The sequence below is a fragment of the Pseudomonas sp. GD04158 genome (assembly GCF_029834875.1).
Taxonomy (GTDB): Bacteria; Pseudomonadota; Gammaproteobacteria; order Pseudomonadales; family Pseudomonadaceae; genus Aquipseudomonas; species Aquipseudomonas hydrolytica.
This window is the reverse complement of the sequence record NZ_JAODYT010000086.1, coordinates 1-15,713: the sequence shown is the minus strand read 5'-3', so window position 1 is coordinate 15,713 and position 15,713 is coordinate 1. Positions and strand designations below refer to the sequence as shown.

17 protein-coding genes are annotated in these 15,713 nt (G+C 66.9%); 5 read left to right on the top strand and 12 right to left on the bottom strand.

Features of this window, described 5'->3' with window-relative positions:
* Positions 1-130: 130 nt before the first annotated feature.
* Positions 131-814: a Crp/Fnr family transcriptional regulator gene (locus N7333_RS21400; protein ID WP_129483653.1), complete on the bottom strand. Its 684-nt coding sequence runs from the start codon at positions 812-814 to the stop codon at positions 131-133.
* Positions 815-938: 124 nt separating this feature from the next.
* Here N7333_RS21400 and N7333_RS21395 point away from each other — a divergent pair, with 124 nt between their 5' ends.
* The gene (locus N7333_RS21395; protein ID WP_003242470.1) at positions 939-1,463 is read left to right on the top strand and encodes an Mpo1-like protein; all 525 of its coding nucleotides are present in this window, start codon (positions 939-941) and stop codon (positions 1,461-1,463) included.
* Between the two features lie 217 nt (positions 1,464-1,680).
* Here N7333_RS21395 and N7333_RS21390 read toward each other — a convergent pair whose 3' ends face one another.
* Together N7333_RS21390 and N7333_RS21385 are read right to left on the bottom strand one after the other, a co-directional pair.
* Positions 1,681-2,427 (bottom strand): hypothetical protein, encoded by a 747-nt coding sequence (locus N7333_RS21390; protein WP_003242467.1) that lies wholly within the window; start codon positions 2,425-2,427, stop codon positions 1,681-1,683.
* Positions 2,428-2,598: 171 nt separating this feature from the next.
* Complete coding sequence (locus N7333_RS21385) at positions 2,599-3,393, bottom strand: helix-turn-helix domain-containing protein (RefSeq protein WP_129483652.1); 795 nt, start codon at positions 3,391-3,393, stop codon at positions 2,599-2,601.
* A gap of 123 nt (positions 3,394-3,516) precedes the next feature.
* Between N7333_RS21385 and N7333_RS21380 the strand changes: the two genes are divergently transcribed.
* Positions 3,517-3,918, top strand: coding sequence for a hypothetical protein (locus N7333_RS21380; protein ID WP_129483651.1), 402 nt, complete (start codon positions 3,517-3,519; stop codon positions 3,916-3,918).
* Between the two features lie 57 nt (positions 3,919-3,975).
* Here the strand turns inward: N7333_RS21380 and N7333_RS21375 are convergent, their stop codons facing one another.
* The 5 genes from N7333_RS21375 to oscA form a co-directional block, all read right to left on the bottom strand.
* Positions 3,976-4,974, bottom strand: a complete 999-nt coding sequence (locus tag N7333_RS21375) for a sulfate ABC transporter ATP-binding protein (protein WP_003242463.1) — start codon at positions 4,972-4,974, stop codon at positions 3,976-3,978.
* A gap of 3 nt (positions 4,975-4,977) precedes the next feature.
* Positions 4,978-5,850, bottom strand: a complete 873-nt coding sequence (cysW, locus tag N7333_RS21370) for a sulfate ABC transporter permease subunit CysW (RefSeq protein WP_024310018.1) — start codon at positions 5,848-5,850, stop codon at positions 4,978-4,980.
* A 10-nt stretch (positions 5,851-5,860) separates the two neighbouring features.
* The gene (gene cysT, locus N7333_RS21365) at positions 5,861-6,679 is read right to left on the bottom strand and encodes a sulfate ABC transporter permease subunit CysT (protein ID WP_003242461.1); all 819 of its coding nucleotides are present in this window, start codon (positions 6,677-6,679) and stop codon (positions 5,861-5,863) included.
* 85 nt (positions 6,680-6,764) lie between these two features.
* On the bottom strand, positions 6,765-7,763 hold the full coding sequence (locus N7333_RS21360) for a sulfate ABC transporter substrate-binding protein (RefSeq protein WP_096825260.1): 999 nt from the start codon (positions 7,761-7,763) through the stop codon (positions 6,765-6,767).
* Positions 7,764-7,854: 91 nt separating this feature from the next.
* On the bottom strand, positions 7,855-8,037 hold the full coding sequence (oscA, locus tag N7333_RS21355) for a sulfur starvation response protein OscA (RefSeq protein WP_003242459.1): 183 nt from the start codon (positions 8,035-8,037) through the stop codon (positions 7,855-7,857).
* A 243-nt stretch (positions 8,038-8,280) separates the two neighbouring features.
* Between oscA and N7333_RS21350 the strand changes: the two genes are divergently transcribed.
* Complete coding sequence (locus tag N7333_RS21350; RefSeq protein WP_003242458.1) at positions 8,281-8,862, top strand: alpha/beta hydrolase; 582 nt, start codon at positions 8,281-8,283, stop codon at positions 8,860-8,862.
* Between the two features lie 113 nt (positions 8,863-8,975).
* The gene (locus tag N7333_RS21345; protein WP_096825262.1) at positions 8,976-9,800 is read left to right on the top strand and encodes a sigma 54-interacting transcriptional regulator; all 825 of its coding nucleotides are present in this window, start codon (positions 8,976-8,978) and stop codon (positions 9,798-9,800) included.
* A 638-nt stretch (positions 9,801-10,438) separates the two neighbouring features.
* On the opposite strand, the gene modC is transcribed toward N7333_RS21345, so the two are convergent.
* From modC to N7333_RS21325, 4 genes are all read right to left on the bottom strand, one after another.
* Complete coding sequence (gene modC / locus N7333_RS21340; RefSeq protein ID WP_129483650.1) at positions 10,439-11,563, bottom strand: molybdenum ABC transporter ATP-binding protein; 1,125 nt, start codon at positions 11,561-11,563, stop codon at positions 10,439-10,441.
* Positions 11,563-12,243: a molybdate ABC transporter permease subunit gene (modB, locus tag N7333_RS21335; protein ID WP_129483649.1), complete on the bottom strand. Its 681-nt coding sequence runs from the start codon at positions 12,241-12,243 to the stop codon at positions 11,563-11,565. Before modB ends, modC begins: the two co-directional genes overlap by 1 nt.
* A gap of 65 nt (positions 12,244-12,308) precedes the next feature.
* Positions 12,309-13,085: a molybdate ABC transporter substrate-binding protein gene (gene modA, locus N7333_RS21330; RefSeq protein WP_129483648.1), complete on the bottom strand. Its 777-nt coding sequence runs from the start codon at positions 13,083-13,085 to the stop codon at positions 12,309-12,311.
* 197 nt (positions 13,086-13,282) lie between these two features.
* The gene (locus tag N7333_RS21325) at positions 13,283-13,909 is read right to left on the bottom strand and encodes a class I SAM-dependent methyltransferase (protein WP_129483647.1); all 627 of its coding nucleotides are present in this window, start codon (positions 13,907-13,909) and stop codon (positions 13,283-13,285) included.
* 280 nt (positions 13,910-14,189) lie between these two features.
* Between N7333_RS21325 and N7333_RS21320 the strand changes: the two genes are divergently transcribed.
* Complete coding sequence (locus N7333_RS21320) at positions 14,190-15,434, top strand: MFS transporter (protein ID WP_129483646.1); 1,245 nt, start codon at positions 14,190-14,192, stop codon at positions 15,432-15,434.
* Positions 15,435-15,713: the final 279 nt, after the last annotated feature.

Genomic DNA, 15,713 nt, shown 5'->3' with positions numbered 1-15,713 from the left:
AGGCGGCCGGGTTCCATGCGGCGCAGTAGCGGGCCGGCGAGGACATCGGGCAGTGCAGTGGCGGTGGCGGGCATCGAAGCAGGCATCCTGTGGCAAGACGGGCCTTGGACAGTGGCGCAATGCTGGCGGTTCAGCCGGCCAGCTGGCGCAGGCGGTGGCGGTCGAGAATTTCGATTTCGCCGTAGGTCAGGCGGACCACGCCCTGGGCCTCCAGCTCCTTGAGAATCTGATTGGTGGTCTGGCGCGACAGCGCGAGCATCAGCGCCAGCTGTTCCTGAGCCAGGTGCAGCACCCGGCGCGGCTCGCTCTCGCCATAGTTCTCGGCCATCAGCAGCAGGCGCCGGGCCAAACGTGGCGCCGCCGGCAGCAGGCTCATGTCTTCCAGGGCGACGAAGGCCAGGCGCAGCTTGTGCGTCATCAGCAGGGCGAAGTCGCGCCAGTACTGCGGCTGGCGTTCGAGCAGGGCGAGCAGCTCGTGCTGCGGCAACAGCAGCAGGGTGCTGGCGCTGTCGGCGAAGGCGTCGTGGGTGCGCGGCAGGCCGTCGAACAGGGAGATCTCGCCGAACCAGTAGGGCGGCTCCACCAGCGTCAACAGCGCCTCCTTGCCGCTCTCGCTGACCGCGCCGACGCGCACCGCGCCTTCGACCACGGCGTACAGGCCGCAGGGTTTGTCGCCGCGGTGGAACAGGCGCTGCCCGGCCTCCAGACGCTGCACCCTGGCCATGGCCAGCAGCGCCTGGCTCAGTTCATCGGGCAGCGCGGCGAACCAGTGACCCTGGCGTAGCAGCGCGAGAAAGCGGTGTGGATCGGGCATCGCAGCTCCTGTCGGCTGTTGCGGTCGGTACGGCGATCCCTGCCATTGTCGGCTAGCCGACAGAGCGGTGGCACGGGCCGCGGCGATCATGAGCGGGCCTGTTCCACAGCTGAGGACGATAACAATGAAAACCCTCGTCGATCATCTGGCCCAGTATGCGGCCTACCATCGCGACCGGCGCAATATCGCCAGTCATTTCATCGGCATTCCCATGATAGTGCTGGCCGTGGCGGTGCTGCTGTCGCGGCCCGGCTTCGCCATGGCCGGCCTGTGGCTGGCGCCGGCCACCCTGGTGGCGCTGGTTTCGGCCTGGTTCTACCTGCGCCTGGATACCCGTTTCGGCCTGCTGATGGCGGCGCTGCTGGGCCTCTGCCTGTGGGTCGCTGCCGGCCTGGCGCAGGCCTCCACGACGCTCTGGCTGAGCGCCGGCATCGGCCTGTTCGTGGTGGGCTGGGTCATCCAGTTCGTCGGTCATTACTACGAAGGGCGCAAGCCGGCATTCGTCGATGACGTCATGGGCCTGGTGATCGGCCCGCTGTTCGTGGTCGCCGAACTGGCCTTCCTGCTCGGCCTGCGCAAGGAAATCGAGCATGCCGTGGTGGAGATCGCCGGGCCCACCTGCATTCGCGAGAAGAAGGCGCTGGCGTGAACGCGGTGCGCGCGGCGCACCCTACGCTAGAGCCGGCACACTCCGTAGGGTGCGCCGCGCGCACCAACGATCGTGCAATGTCCCTGTCCTGCACGCCCCGGCACTGGGCGCAGATCAACTCGGTGTCGTTGCTGGCGCCGTAACTCCTGGCTGTGCGACCGCGGAGCCCCCGGTGCGCACGGCGCACCCTACGGCGAGCGGCTTTCGCGGCTCGCACTCAGTACATGGTCATCCACTGGCTGCTCAGCGAGCGTGCGTGGCGGTCCACGGTGATCGGCGCGAAGGGGCGGCCGGATACGCTCTCCAGCGTGTTGCTCTGGCTGTTCATGTCGGCCAGGGCGGCGCGCAGGTAGCTCCAGCGGGTCTGCAGCTTGGCCACCTGCGGATCGGACTGATCGCTCAGCGCCTGCAGCTCGCTGTCGATGGCCGGCAGCAGCAGGCGTTCGTCCTGGCCCAGGTAGGTGTCGGGTTGCTCACGGGCGATCTCGAAGGTGCCCAGGTAGGAGCGGCTGAGGTACTGCACGCCGAGGTACTCGACCTTGGCCGCCAGTTCGCTCTGCCCCTGGGCGCCGGGCAGGGCGCGGGCGGCGCTGAGGAAGTCGCGCAGGGCGCGGCTCAGGTCTTCCGGGAAGCGCCAGGGCACGTTGTCGTCGCCGGGGCCATAGGAAACACCGTTGCGCAATTGGGTAACAAGGGCCTGGTGGGCACGGGTGAGCTCGGCGCTGCCCTGCGGCAGGCTCTGCACGGCGGCCGCCAGCGCAGCCAGGTCGGCCTCCAGGCGTTGCTGGTGGGTCTTCTGGAAGCCTTCGCCGCGTAACAGCATCAGACTGCTGGTGGCGCGGCTGGCGTGGATCTGGATCTGTTCCTGCGGGCTCACGGCCTCGGCGAAGGCCAGCGGCGAAAGCCCGGCCAAGAGCCCTAGCGTCCAGAAAAAAGCATGGCGCAACAGTGCTTTACAGCGCATCCGGGTGCTCCTTGTTATTGTTTTGAGCAGGTAGGGACTGGGCGGCGTCAACGACGCAGCGTCAAGACTACTGTGTCGCGCGTCGCAGAGCATGACCCGAAAGAGTGATTTCGTCGGAAAACAGCCGCAGGCGCTGCACGCGCCCGCTACCCGCTGCCGGCCGGCAAGGCGTCACCCCTCGCCCGGTCGCCCGGCCAGTTCGCGCAGGTAGGCGGCGGTGAAGGCATCGGCGGGGAAGAAGGTTTCCAGCGCCAGTTCGGCCAGGGTCACGTCGTTCGGCGTGCCGAATACGGTGATGGTGCTGATCAGGCTCAGCACGCCGTGCTCGCTGTGCAGTTGCAGGGGCACCAGCACCGCATCCGCGTGCGGTTCGGCGACGTCGAGGGGCGCGGGATAGCTGCGCAGCTCGTCGAGCAGGGTGAAAAGCGCCTCGTCGCCGCTGATTTCGGCATCGCGCTGCAGGCGCATCAGCAGGTGCGCGCGCCACTGCGCCAGGTTGGCGATGCGTGGCGCCAGGCCCTCGGGGTGCAGCGACAGGCGCATCACGTTGAGCGGCGGGCCCAGCAAGAACGCCGGCATGTCGGCGATGAAGGTACCCACGGCCGCATTGGCCGCCAGCAGGTTCCACTGCCGGTCGATGGCCAGCGCCGGATAGGGCTCATGGGCCTTGAGCAGCTGTTCGATGGCCTGGCGCGCCGGTGCCAGCGCCGGGTCGGCCAGGTCGTGCTGGCTGTACAGCGGGGCGTAGCCGGCGGCGCCGAGCAGGCGGTTGCGCTCGCGCAGCGGCATGTCCAGCTGTTCCGCCAGGTGCAGCAGCATGTCGCGGCTGGGCTGGGCGCGGCCGGTTTCGACGAAGCTCAGGTGGCGTGTGGAGATTTCGGCCTCGCAGGCGAGGTCGAGCTGGCTCAGGCGGCGCCGCTGGCGCCATTGGCGCAACAGGGCGCCGGCGGTCTGGGAATTGTTCATGGCCAGCAAGATAGTTCAGCGGCGTCATGCCGGCCATTACCTGGCAGGTAATCGACGCCCTGCGCGTTTCGGCGAAATCTGTGCGCCAGGCACCAGCCCGGTGCCGCTTTCAGGAGATTCGCCATGAACGCACTGCAACCTTCCCCGATGCTGCGCAACGCCCTCTTGCTCGATGGCCTGCTCAGCGGTGCCACCGGTCTGCTGCTGGTGCTGGCCGCCGGCTGGCTGGGCGCCTTTCTCGAACTGCCGCGCCTGCTGTTGCTGGTCGCCGGCAGCGCGCTGCTGCCCTTCGCCGCCATGCTGGTGTGGCTGGCCAACCGCGCCGAAATCAGCCGCCAGGCGATCTGGGCGGTGATCGCGGTCAATGCCATCTGGGTAATCGACAGCCTGCTGGTGCTGGTGATCGGCTGGGTGTCACCGAACCTGTTCGGCTACGCCTTCGTCATCGCCCAGGCGCTGGCGGTGGCGCTGCTGGCCGAGTTGCAGTGGTTCGGCCTGAAGCATTCGCAGGTGGCCTGCATCTGATGCGCGGCGCCGTGCAGGCAAAGGGGCTGACGGGCGTCAGCCCCGAGCGCGTGGGCCTTAGCTGGCCGGTGTGCCGACCGGCTTGCCACCCTTGGGCTTGAAGTACAGGGTGGTGCCGCGGGCGAGGTTGTCCAGGCTGACGTGATCCTTGGCCACCTCGGCCTCGATCAGTTCGTCCTGGCCCTCGACCTTGAGGGTGATGCGGGTGATGGCGCCGAGCAGGCGGATGTCGCGCACCTCGCCGCTCTGGTGATCGGCCGCCGGCTGCAGCGACAGGTCGACCTCGTGCGGGCGGAACAGCACGTGATGATCGCCACCGCCGACATAGAGGCGGTTGGCATCGCCGAGGAAGTGATAGACGAAGTCGCTGGCCGGGTATTCATAGACCTCGGCCGGCGTGCCGATCTGTTCGATCACGCCCTTGTTCATCACCACGATGCGGTCGGCCACTTCCATGGCTTCTTCCTGGTCGTGGGTGACGAACACGCTGGTCAGGTGCACGTCGTCGTGCAGGCGTGCCAGCCAGCGACGCAGCTCCTTGCGCACCTTGGCGTCCAGCGCGCCGAAGGGTTCGTCGAGCAGCAGCACCTTGGGCTCCACGGCCAGGGCGCGGGCCAGGGCGATACGCTGGCGCTGGCCGCCGGAGAGCTGCTCCGGGTAGCGGTCGCCGAGCCAGTCGAGCTGCACCAGATCGAGCAGCTCGTGCACCTTCTGCTTGATCACGTCCTCGCTCGGGCGCTCGCGCTTGGGCTTCATGCGCAGGCCGAAGGCGACGTTGTCGAACACCGTCATGTGGCGGAACAGCGCGTAGTGCTGGAACACGAAACCGACGTTGCGATCGCGCACGTCGTGCTCGGAAACGTCCTCGCCGTGGAAGCCGATGGTGCCGCTGTCCGGGGTTTCCAGGCCGGCGATGATGCGCAGCAGGGTGGTCTTGCCGCAGCCGGACGGGCCGAGCAGGGCGACCAGCTCGCCGCTCTGGATGTTCAGGTTGATGTCGTTCAGCGCCTTGAACGCATTGAAGTTCTTGCTGACGTTGCGAATTTCGATACTCATGGCTTATTCCTCGCCAGCACTGGCTTTGCGGCGGTTGATACGGGACTCGCTCCACTGCTTGAGCAGCAGGATGAACAGCGCCAGAAGCAGCAGCAGACTGGCAACGCTGAAGGCGGCGACGTGATTGTATTCGTTGTAGAGAATCTCGACATGCAGCGGCAGGGTGTTGGTGTAGCCGCGGATGTGCCCGGACACCACCGATACCGCGCCGAACTCGCCCATCGCCCGTGCGGTACACAGCACCACGCCGTAGATCAGGCCCCATTTGATGTTGGGCAGGGTGACGTGCCAGAACATCTGCCAGCCGTTGGCGCCCAGCAGGCGCGCCGCCTCTTCTTCCTGCGTGCCCTGTTCCTGCATCAGCGGGATCAGCTCGCGGGCGACGAAGGGCACGGTGACGAAGATGGTCGCCAGGACGATGCCGGGCAGGGCGAAGATGATCTGGATGTCGTGCTCGCGCAGCCAGGGGCCGAAGAAGCCCTGCGCGCCGAACAGCAGCACGTAGATCAGACCGGCGATCACCGGCGACACCGAGAACGGCAGGTCGATCAGGGTCACCAGGATGCTCTTGCCGCGGAACTCGTACTTGCTCACGCACCAGGCGGCGGCCACGCCGAACACCAGGTTGAGCGGCACGGCGATGCCCACGGCGAGCAGGGTCAGCTTCAGCGCGCTGATCGCGTCGGGTTCGAGGATCGAAGCGACGAACACGCCGACGCCCTGCTTGAGCGCCTCGGTCGCCACCACGAACAGGGGCAGCAGCAGGAAGAAGGCGAACACCAGCCAGGCCGAAACGATCAGCAGGCGGCGGCCCAGGGCGTTGCCGCGGCGCGCGGCGTTGTTGGCGGCGCTGGCCGTCAGGGTTGCAGATGACATGCCTGGCTCCTTACGAACGACTGATGCGGCGCTGCAGCAGGTTGATCAGCAGCAGCAGGATGAACGACACCACCAGCATCAGCACGCCGATGGCGGTGGCGCCGGCGTAGTTGTACTGGTCCAGCTGCACCATGATCAGCAGCGGCAGGATCTCGGTCTTCATCGGCATATTGCCGGCGATGAAGATCACCGAGCCGTACTCGCCGACGCCGCGGGCGAAGGCCAGGGCAAAACCGGTCAGCCAGGCCGGCAGCAGCGCCGGCAGCAGCACGTGGCGCGCCACCTGTAATGGCTTGGCACCGAGGCAGGCGGCGGCTTCCTCGACCTCGCGCGGGATGTCGGCCAGCACCGGCTGGATGGTGCGCACGACGAAGGGCAGGGTGACGAAGGTCAGCGCCAGGGTGATGCCCAGCGGGGTGTAGGCGATCTTGAAGCCCAGGGCGGTGGCGAACTGGCCGACCAGGCCACCCGGCGCGTAGAGCGCGGTCAGGGCGATACCGGCAACGGCGGTGGGCAGGGCGAACGGCAGGTCGATCATCGCTTCGATGATCTTGCGACCGGGGAAGGTGTAGCGCACCAGCACCCAGGCCAGCAGGGTACCGATCACGCCGTTGATCACGGCGGCGAGCAGGGCGGTGCCGAAGCTCAGCTTCAGCGCGGCCAGCACGCGCGGTGAGGAAACGATGGCCCAGAACTGATCCCAGGTGAGCTGGGCAGCGTGGACGAACATGGCACCCAGGGGAATCAGCACCAACAGGCTGAGGTACACCAGGGTGTAACCCAGCGTCAGCCCGAAGCCGGGTATGACGGGGGAAGTGCGGCGGGACATGGAGTGAACCTGTACGAAGTAGGGTGCGCCGTGCGCACCACCTGCGCGTCGATTGACGGCTGGTGCGCGCAGCGCACCCTACGGATCAATGGGCCTGGTAGATCTGGTCGAAGATGCCGCCATCGTTGAAGAACTTCGGCTGAGCGCTCTTCCAGCCGCCGAAGTCAGCGTCGATGGTCACCAGCTTGAGCTGCGGGAACTGCTGGGCGAACTCGGCCGCCACCGCCTGGTTGCGCGGACGGTAGAAGTGCTTGGCGGCGATGCGCTGGCCTTCCTCGCTGTACAGGTAGTTCAGGTAGGCCTCGGCGACCTTGCGGGTGCCTTTCTTGTCGACGTTCTGGTCGACCACACTGACCGGCGGTTCGGCAAGGATCGACAGCGACGGCGCGACGATCTCGAAGTTGTCGCCACCTTCTTCCTTGAGGGCCAGGAAGGCTTCGTTTTCCCAGGCCAGCAGCACATCGCCGATGCCGTTGTTGACGAAGGTGATGGTGGAGCCGCGGGCGCCGGTGTCGAGCACCGGGACATTCTTGTACAGCTTCTCGGTGAAGGCCTTGGCCTCGGCTTCGCTGCCGTACTTCTGCTGGGCATAGGCCCAGGCGGCGAGGAAGTTCCAGCGTGCGCCGCCGGAAGTTTTCGGGTTGGGGGTGATCACTTCCACGCCGGGCTTGACCAGGTCATCCCAGTCCTTGATGCCCTTGGGGTTGCCCTTGCGCACCAGGAACACGATGGTCGAGGTGTAGGGGGTGCTGGCGTCCGGCAGGCGCTCCTGCCAGTTTTCCGGGATCAGCTTGCCGAGCTTGTACAGCTCGTCGATGTCGCCGGCCAGGGCCAGGGTCACCACGTCGGCGCGCAGGCCGTCGATCACCGCACGGGCCTGCTTGCCCGAGCCGCCGTGGGATTGCTGGATGGTCACCGCCTCGTTGCCCTGGCCCTGCCAGTGCTTGTTGAACGCGGCGTTGAATTCGGTATAGAGCTCGCGGGTCGGGTCGTACGACACGTTGAGCAGGGTTTGTGCAGCGGCCACCGGGCCGGCGATCAGGGCACTGGCCAGCGCGGCCAGGGCGAAACGACGAAGGGACATGGTGCAGCTCCTAGACTGGCTAAATTCTTGTGTTGGCGTTGGGGCTATCGGGTCAGTGCCCTCTGGTGGTCCAGTCGGGCCGCAGCATGTGTCAGGGGTTTTTCGTGCTCGGTTGTTGCAGGCGAATCTTTTCCTTGCGCTCGATCTGCACTACCTGGCCGTTGTGCACGGTGATTTCCACCGAGCCGAATTTCAGGCCATGCAGGGCGGTCTGGATCTCGCGGAGGATCACGGCTTCGTCCTGGCCTTCCAGGTTTCTCAGCGTCGCGGTCATTTCCAGGCTCCTTGTGACGGATTCGCCACGACGACGGCGGACGGCCGACGCTGGCGTGGAGCGGATAGTAGAGAGGCCGAAATATTCTTAAAAATATTGTTTAAGAACATTTATATGCTTTTTGGAAATATGAGGTGCGATGCGTTTTCTCGTGCTTATGGAATAAGCAAATAAATTCTTATTCTTTTTAGAGTTGAACCATGCTGCCTAGACTGACGCCATTCGATTCAAGGAGGTGCCGTCATGGGCAGCGAAGCAATCCGTTATCTGATTCTGCCGGGCTGGCAGGGCTCGCCCGAGGAGCACTGGCAAAGCCATTGGCAGCGCAGCCTGCCGAACAGCACGCGGGTGGAGCAGGCCGACTGGCTCCATCCACGGCGCGCCGACTGGGTGAGCGAGCTGAACCGCGCCGTTGCCGCCGACCCGCGCCCTGCCATTCTCATTGCCCACAGCCTGGGCTGCGTCACGGTCGCCCACTGGGCGGCGCAGGCACCGATCGATCTGCTGCGTCGCGTACGCGGCGCCCTGCTGGTGGCGCCGGCCGATGTCGAGCGCCCGGGCTGCCCCGCACCGCTGCAGAATTTCGCGCCGATGCCGCGTGATCTGCTGCCCTTCCCCAGCCTGCTGGTGGGCTCCGACAACGACGCGGCGGCCAGCGCTCTGCGCGCCCTGGAGCTGGCGCGTGCCTGGGGCAGCGAGGCGGCGATTCTCACCGGTGCCGGGCATATCAACGTGAAGTCCGGGCACCGCCATTGGGAGCAGGGCTTCGGCTATCTGTATCGCCTGCAGAGCCGCATCGAACAGCAGACGCGCCTGCGCGCCTGAACGTCCCCTCGGGGCGAACCCTTTCGGAGCGGGAACGGGCCAGGCAGCCGCCCGCTCTTTTTTACTCGACTACGGGCTGCGTCCACCGAGGTGCGGCTTTGGAGCTGCAGGTCATGAGTGTTCCACCCGACTTCCCGGCGCCGCTGACCTTCGCCGATTCGGACAAGAGCCCGCTGAGCATTCGGGCCAAGGCGCTGGTATTCGTCGACCCGCGTTCACGTCAGTTGCGCGAGCGCGCCGAGGTGCTGGCGGGCAATGGTCAGCCGCTGCTGATCCTTGGCGAGACCGGCACCGGCAAGGAATTGCTGGCGCGCTACATCCACCGGCAGAGCGAGCGTGGCGGCCTGTTCGTCGCACTGAGCTGCGCGGCGATCAGCCCGCAATGGGGCGAGGCCGAGCTGTTCGGCCATGTCGGCGGCGCCCATGTCGGGGCCGCCAGCAGCCGCGCCGGCTGGTTCGGTTCGGCCAATGGCGGCACGCTGTACCTGGACGAAATCGCCGATCTTTCGCGCCCGTTGCAGAGCAAGCTGCTGGCCGCGCTGGAAACCCGCGAGGTGTATCGCGTCGGTGCCAGCCAGGCCCTGCCGGCAGACGTGCGCCTGGTGGCGGCGAGCAGCATCGACCTGGCCCGCGCCGTGGCGGCCGGCACGTTCGACGAGCGCCTGTACGCCTACCTGTGCGACGGCCAGCTGCTGTTCCCGGCGCTGCGTCAGCGGGTCGGCGACATCCTGCCGCTGGCCGAGTACTTCCTCGGCATCCACGCCTCGCGCCTGGGCCTGGCCATCCCGCCGATCAGCCCAGCGGCGCAGGCCGTGCTGGAAGCGCACCGTTGGCCGGGCAATACCCGCGAGCTGGAGAACGTCATTCACTTCGCCCTGCTGCTGGCTGGAAATGCAGAGATTGGGCCGGAGCATCTGGAGTTGCCAGGTATTGCGTAAGGGATGGGTGAGGCCGATCTTCCTTGCGCTGCGCGTGGGAGCTAGCAACCAACGCGTGATCGGTGCGCGCGGCGCACCCTACGGGGTGTGCCCGCTCTAGCGTAGGGTGCGCCATGCGCACCGGGGCTCCGCGGTCGCACAGCCAGGCATTAAGGTGCCAGCAACGACACCGACTTGATCTGCACCCAGTGCCGGGGCGTGGGACGTTGCACGATCGTTGGTGCGCGCGGCGCACCCTACGGGGTGTGCCCGCTCTAGCGTAGGGTGCGCCATGCGCACCGGGGCTCCGCGGTCGCATAGCCAGGAATTACGGCGCCAGCAACGACACCGACTTGATCTGCGCCCAGTGCCGGGGCGTGAAGGACAAGGACATTACTCGATCATTGGTGCGCGCGGCGCACCCTACGGGATGTACCGGCTCTAGCGTAGGGTGCGCCATGCGCACCGGGGGTCCGCGGTCGCACAGCCAGGAAGTACGGCGCCAGCAATGACACCGACTTGATCTGCGCCCAGTGCCGGGGCGTGCAGGACAGGGACATTGCACGATCGTTGGTGCGCACGGCGCACCCTACGGGGTGTGCCCGCTCTAGCGTAGGTGCGCCATGCGCACCGGGGCTCCGCGGTCGCACAGCCAGGAATTACGGCGCCAGCAACGACACCGACTTGATCTGCGCCCAGAGCGCCTGGCCGGCATGAATGCCCAACTGATCGAAGGAATAGCGGGTGATCCGCGCCAGCAGGCGCTGCTCGCCCAGGCGCAAGGTCAGCAGCATCTGCGCATCGAGCGCCTGCCAGCTTTCCACCGTCGCCGGCAGCAGGTTGAGCAGGCTGCTGCCCTCGGCGCGTTGCAGGCTGAGGCTGACGTCGCGCGCCTTGATCTTCACCCGCACCGGATGGCCGTTGGGCAATGCCGCGTGAGGCAGGCGCAGGCGCGCCTCGCTGCCAGGCAGTCGAAGTTCCAGCAGGTCATAGGCGGCAGCATGGCCGCAGACCTCGCCGTCGATCACCGCCTCGGCATCCTCATCGCTGGCGAAGGGCAGGTCGGCGCGCAGCAAGGTTTCCTTGAGCGCGCCGCTGGCGCGCACCTGGCCGTCGTCGAGCAACACCAGGTGATCGGCCAGGCGCGCCACTTCATCGGGCGCGTGGCTGACATAGAGCACGGGGATGTCCAGTTCCTCGTGCAGGCGCTCCAGATAAGGCAGCACCTCCTGCTTGCGTTTGAGATCCAGCGAAGCCAGCGGTTCGTCCATCAGCAGCAGGCGCGGGCTGGTGACCAGGGCGCGGGCGATGCCGACGCGCTGCCGTTCGCCACCGGACAGCGCCGACGGCATGCGCTCGAGCAGATGACCGATGCCCAGCAGCTCCAGCGCCTGATCCAGCGCCACCCTGCGCTGCGCGGCCGGAATGCGTTTCTGCCCGTACTGCAGATTGCCGCGCACGCTCAGGTGCGGGAACAGGTTGGCGTCCTGGAACACGTAGCCGATGGCGCGCTGGTGCGCCGGCAGAAAGAAACCCCGCTCGCTGTCCTGCCAGAGTTCGCCGGCCACCTGCAGGTAGCCCTGCTGCGGGCGCTCCAGCCCGGCGAAGCAGCGCAGGCAACTGGTCTTGCCCGAGCCGGATTGGCCGAACAGGGCGCTGACGCCACGGGCCGGCAGGTCGAGGTTCACATCCAGGCGAAACTCGGCGTGCTGCAGCACGAAGCGCGCGCGGATACGCCCGTCGTCAGTGACGACAGGCGCCTTGGCCTTGCCGAATCCGAACATCACAGCGCCCTCACTCTGGCGCTGCGGCCGCCGTATAGCGCCAGCAGGACGATGAAGGAGAACGCCACCATGCCGCCGGCCAGCCAGTGCGCCTGGGCGTAGTTCATGGTTTCCACGTGGTTGTAGATCTGCACCGACACCACCTGGGTCTTGCCGGGGATATTGCCGCCGATCATCAGCACCACGCCGAACTCACCGATGGTATGGGCGAAGCTGAGAATGGCGGCGGTGATGAAGCCGGGGCGGGCCAGCGGCAGCACCACACTGAAGAAGCTGTCCCAGGGATTGGCACGCAAGGTTGCGGCAGCCTCCAGCGGGCCGCGGCCGATGGCCTCGAAGGCGTTCTGCAACGGCTGCACGACGAAGGGCAGGGAGTAGAAGATCGAACCGATCACCAGGCCGGTAAAGGTGAAAGTGAAGGTGCCGAGACCAAGGCTCTGCGTCAGTTGGCCGAAGAATCCATTGGGCCCCATGCTCACCAGCAGGTAGAAGCCGATCACCGTCGGCGGCAGCACCAGCGGCAATGCGACGATGGCGCCGACCGGGCGCTTGAGCCAGGAGTCGGTGCGCGCCAGCCACAGCGCGATGGGCGTGCCGATGATCAGCAGCAGCACGGTGGTCAGCGAGGCCAGCTCCAGGGTCAGGAGGATGGCGTCGAGGTCGTTCTTGGACAGCGGCATGCAGGGATTCCGGAAGTGGCGAATGTAACCCGGATGCAATCCGGGGTCCGCTCAGGTGGATGTCGCTACGGCAGTTTATAGCCGAAGGATTCGATCACCCTGGCCGCTTCCGCGCCCTGCAGATACTCGACCAGTGCGGCGGCGGCCGGGTTGCTCGCGCCGTGCTGGAGGATCACCGCATCCTGCCGGATCGGCTCGTACATGGCCTCCGGCACGATCCAGGCCGAGCCGCTGCCGAGCTTGCCATCCTGGTACACCTGCGACAGCGCGACGAAGCCCAGCTCGGCATTGCCAGTGGAGACGAACTGGTGCGCCTGGGTGATGTTCTGCCCCTCCACCAGCTTGCCCTTGACCGCTTCGCTGAGGCCCAGCTTGTCCAGCACCTGCATCGCGGCCAGGCCGTAGGGCGCGGCCTTCGGGGTGGCGATGGCCAGGTGCCTGAACTGGCCGGCCTGCAGCGCCGCGTCCGTGCCATCGAGGTAGCTGGCATCGGCCGACCACAGCACCAGGCCGCCGATGGCGTAGGTGAAACGCGAACCGGGCACGCTCGCGTCCTCGCGCTCCAGCCTGGCCGGCGTGGTGTCGTCGGCGGCGAGCAGCACATCGAAGGGTGCGCCATTCTTGATCTGCGCATAGAACTGCCCGGTGGCGCCGAAGGACGCCACCAGCTTGTGCCCGGTGGCCTTCTCGAACGCGGGCGCGATGGCCTGCAGCGGCGCGGTGAAGTTGGCGGCCACTGCGACCTTGACCTCACCGGCGCTGACGCCGCCGGCGAACGACAGGGCGAGGGCGAGCAGGCTGCGTTGCACTGTCCTGATCAGGAAAACGCCTCGTTCATGCATCTCGATGCTCCGGTGTGGGGCTGCTGGCGGCTCAGGCAGCCATGCTACTGCGTTATGTTTTCTTGTATATAGCGGCGGACGAAATCCAGACGCCGGAGACCGGCCGAGCCGTCATGGCGGGCTTTTCGGGCAGGGGTTGGAAGACGTCTGCGGGTGAATCAGGCCCAATGCTGACTCGCAAGTCAAGTGGCCGAGCGTCAGGCGCGTCGCCAAACGCTGGCCAGCCAGGGTTGCTGCTCGCGTGGCAGGCCGGCGGGGCGGTAGTAATGCTCCAGTTCGACGAAGCCGGCGGCGGTGAGGCGGGCGCGCCAGCGCTCGAGGTCGTGGTAGCTGCCGTAGCGCTCGCCGTTCCAGCCTTCTTGGTTGTCGCCACGCGGGTTGGAGCTGAACAGCACGCCGCCGCTCTTCAGTGCTCCGTGCAGCTGGCCGAGCACGCGTGGCAGCTCCTGATCCGGCACATGGAACAGGCTGGCGTTGGCGAAGATGCCGTCGAAATGCCCGGCCGGCAGGTCGAGCGCGAGAAAGCTCTGCTGCCAGACCTCGCAGCCGCTGTCGGCGCGCGCCATGGCGACGAACTCGGCGCAGCCATCCAGACCGATGGCCTCGTGGCCCAGCCCGCTGAAGGTGCGCAGGTCACGCCCCGGCCCGCAGCCGAAATCGAGGATGCGCCAGGGTTTGTCACCCTCGATATGGCGCAGCAGGGCGGCGATGTTCTGGCTCACGTCATGGTCGCGCGTGCCCTCGCGAAAGTCCTCGGCGCAGCCCTGGTAATGGGCCAGGGTCAGGGCGCTGATCTGGGCAAGTTCCTCGGGGCTCAGGGACATGGCGGCGTTCCGGCAAAAGGGCCATTAAACCTGTTCATGCCTATCCGCGGTAGGCCGCGCTGTCGCCGCGCCGCGTCTGCCTTGGCGTTTCACGGGCTTGGATGGCCAGGCGGCACAGTCAGGCGATGCTCGAACCCATGCCAATGTGTCCGTTGCCAGCGTGCAATGGAGCAACCTGTGCAACAGCCTGTTCCCGCGTTTGCCCCGTGGCGGCGCCATGCCGTAGATTGGCCGGCCCACCTCGACCGGAACTGCCCGGTCATGCCTCGAGATTCGCGTCGTGTCTGCTGCCTTTCCCGCTTCCGTCTATCGCCTTCCCGGTTTTCTGCCGTTTCTCATCGCCCGCGTCGTGGTGGTGTTCGCCGTGCAGATCCAGGCCATCGTGGTGGCCTGGCAGGTCTATGACCTGACCCGCGATCCGCTGTCGCTGGCCTATGTCGGCCTGGCCCAGTTCATCCCCATGCTGGTGCTGCTGATGCCGGCCGGCGATCTGATCGACCGCTTTGATCGCAAGCTGATCCTCATGCTCAGCTGGCTGGTGGAGGGGCTGTGCGCCGCCGCGCTGCTGTGGTTGTCGCTGAGCGAGGCGGCGGTGAGCTGGTATTACGCGGTGCTGGTGCTCTACGGCTGCGGCCGTGCCTTCACCGGGCCGGCGCTATCGAGCCTGCTGCCGCAGATCGTGCCGCGCGAGCGCCTGGCTGCGGCCATTGCCGCCAACAGCATGATCATGCGCGCTGCGACCATCTCCGGCCCGGTGCTGGGCGGCGGCCTGTATGCCATCGGTGGCGGCGGGCTGACCTACTCGGTGTGCCTGGTGTGCTTCCTCGTCGGTACCGCGCTGCTGCCGCTGGTGCCGGTGCGCTATGCGGAAAAGATGCAGGCGCTGGAAGCCACCGCCTGGGCGCGGTTCACCGCCGGTATCCATTTCATCCGCACCCGGCCGATCATCCTCGGCACCATCTCGCTGGACCTGTTCGCCGTGCTGCTCGGCGGCGTGGTGGCGCTGCTGCCGATCTACGCCCAGGAGGTGCTGGAGGTGGGGCCGACTGGCCTGGGTCTGCTGCGCAGCGCCATGGCCATCGGCGAAGTGACGGTGGGTCTGTACCTGAGCGTGCGGCCGTTCAACCGTCATGTCGGCCTGGTGATGTTCGCTGCGGTGGCGCTGTTCGGCGTGGCCAACCTGGTGTTCGCGCTGTCCAGCCTGTTCTGGCTGTCGTTCGCCGCGCTGGTGGTGGCCGGCGGTGCGGACATGGTGAGCATGTACATCCGCTCATCCCTGGTGCAGTTCTCCACCCCGGACGCCATGCGCGGCCGGGTCAACGCGGTGAACATGCTGTTCATCGGCTCTTCCAACGAACTGGGCGAATTCCGCGCCGGCACCAGCGCCGCCTGGTTTGGCGTGGTGCCGGCGGCGCTGATCGGCTGCGCCTGCACCCTGGCGGTGACCGGCGGCTGGATGCTCGGCTTCAAGAGCCTGCGCAGGGTCGACCGCTTCGAGGATGCCTCGCCGAGCAAGGCGGCCTGAGCGCTGGTGTCGCAGTTTGACGTGGTGCGCGCTGCGCACCCTACGGGGTAATCGTGTAGGGTGCGCCGCGCGCACCGCCCCCACCCAGCGCCAGATCGGATGCAACCGTAGCCCGGATGAAATCCGGGGAAACCTGCAGCAGAAGACCCCGGATTTCATCCGGGCTACGAAGGTGCATCAGCCCAAGCGCAACAGCGGCCGCAGCTTCAGGCCGAGCACTATGCCGAGCAGGCAGAACAGCCCGAACACCCAGCCCGACGCCGCGCCGGCCATCACCCC